We start from the raw sequence: 2,030 nt of genomic DNA, 5'->3' as shown, positions 1-2,030 counted from the left end.
CTGTTCTCCTCGAGCACCCCACAAGCCTGGTCGCCTACCGCCCGAACAAGCCGACCGCCATGGTCGTCGTGGCCGACCCCCGCGTCCGTTCCACCGTCACCCGCCATCTGTGGGCCCTCGGCGTGCGGGACGTGATCGAGGCGTCGTCCGTGGCGGAGGCCCGCCCCCGAGTCGCCAACCCCCGCGACATCTGCGTCGCCGAGGTCCATCTCCCCGACGGCTCCGGGCTCACCCTGCTCTCCGAGACCAGGGCCGCGGGCTGGCCCAACGGCCTGGCCCTGTCGGCCGCCGACGACATCGGCGCGGTGCGCAACGCGCTGGCCGGCGGCGTCAAGGGCTACGTCGTCACCGGTACCCGCAACAACCTGGGCCCGCCCACCCGGCACGGCGCCTCCCACATCGGCGCGGCCGCGGCCCGCGGGCTGCACCGCCGCCAGCCAGGCGCCCCGGCGCACCAGGGCGGCTACCGCGAGCTCTCCGGCCGCGAGGTCGAGGTGCTGCGGCTGGTGGCGGAGGGCCAGTCGAACAAGGCGATCGGCGTCTCCATGGGCCTGTCCGCGCTGACGGTCAAGAGCCACCTGGCGCGGATCGCGCGGAAGCTCGGCACGGGCGACCGGGCCGGCATGGTGGCGGTGGCGCTGCGCACCGGCATCATCCACTGAACCGTTCCTTCCGCACCGCCGCTCCCGGCCCCCGGCGGGCACGCCCCGGGCCCACCCGGTGCCGGGAGCGTGGACGGACGTTGTGCACCGTACGCACAGAGTTAGTCTTAACTGGTGACCGACGCCCAACAGACCGCCGAAGCGAGCCCTGATCTCACCACCTCCGAGCCGTCAGGGCCGGCGCCGGTCCCCCTGCTGGCTCCCCGGGAGGGCGTCCCGCCGGTCATCACGGACGCCGAAGCCCTGGCCGAGGTGGTCGCCGCCTTCGCGGCGGCCAGCGGCCCGGTGGCGGTCGACGCCGAGCGGGCCTCCGGCTACCGCTACGGGCAACGCGCGTATCTCGTGCAGCTGCGCCGCAAGGGCGCCGGCACCACGCTCATCGACCCCGTCGCCTGCCCCGACCTCTCGGCCCTGGGCGAGGTACTCGCCGACACCGAGTGGGTGCTGCACGCGGCCACCCAGGACCTGCCGTGCCTGCGGGACATAGGCCTGGTGCCGTCCCGCCTCTTCGACACCGAGCTGGCCGGGCGCCTCGCCGGCTTCGCGCGGGTGGGCCTCGGCGTGATGGTCGAGACCGTCCTCGGCTACAGCCTGGAGAAGGGCCACTCGGCGGTCGACTGGTCGACCCGTCCGCTCCCCGAGCCGTGGCTGCGGTACGCGGCGCTCGACGTCGAGCTGCTCGTCGACCTGCGGGACGCGCTGGAGGACGAGTTGCGGCGGCAGGGGAAGCTCGACTGGGCGCTCGAGGAGTTCGCGGCCATCGCCGCCGCGCCCCCGCCGCCACCGCGCAAGGACCCCTGGCGCCGGACCTCGGGCGTGCACAAGGTGCGCCGCCGCCGGCAGTTGGCGGTGGTGCGGGAGCTGTGGACGGCGCGGGACGAGGTCGCGCAGCGACGCGACCTGTCGCCGGGCAAGGTGCTGTCGGACGCGGCGATCGTGGCCGCGGCGCAGGCCATGCCGCAGGACACGCGGGTGCTCGCCGCGCTGCCTGGCTTCGGCACCCGGATGGGGCGGCGCCAGCTCCAGCTCTGGCAGGCGGCGATCGACCGGGCGCGGGAACTGGCCGAGTCGCAGCTTCCGCAGCCGGGCCAGCCAACGACCGGCCCGCCGCCGCCGCGGGCCTGGGCGGAGAAGGACCCGGCCGCCGCGGCGCGCCTCGCGGCGGCGCGGGCGGCGGTCACGGCGCACGCCGAGCGGTTGCGGCTGCCGCAGGAGAACCTGCTGGCGCCGGACGTGGTGCGGCGGCTGTGCTGGGAGCCGCCGGCCGAGCGGGCGCCGGCGGCGCTGGCGCCGGTGCTGCGTGCGCTTGGCGCGCGCGAGTGGCAGATCGGGCAGACGGTCGACCTGCTCTCTCGCGCCCTCGCCGAC

Annotated in this window: 2 protein-coding genes; both read left to right on the top strand. The window is 76.0% G+C overall.

Annotation, left to right across the window (positions count from 1 at the left end; translation table 11 throughout):
• Window positions 1-662, top strand: a 662-nt coding sequence (locus E1265_RS35810; RefSeq protein ID WP_243741352.1) for a response regulator transcription factor, incomplete at its 5' end; no start/stop codon positions are given.
• 114 nt (window positions 663-776) lie between these two features.
• On the top strand, window positions 777-2,030 hold a 1,254-nt coding region (locus E1265_RS35805), incomplete at its 3' end, for an HRDC domain-containing protein (protein WP_132935112.1).

Origin of the sequence: Streptomyces sp. 8K308 (genome assembly GCF_004348315.1) — a bacterium.
Lineage (GTDB): Bacteria > Actinomycetota > Actinomycetes > Streptomycetales > Streptomycetaceae > Streptomyces.
This window is presented reverse-complemented; position numbering and strand designations above follow the sequence as displayed.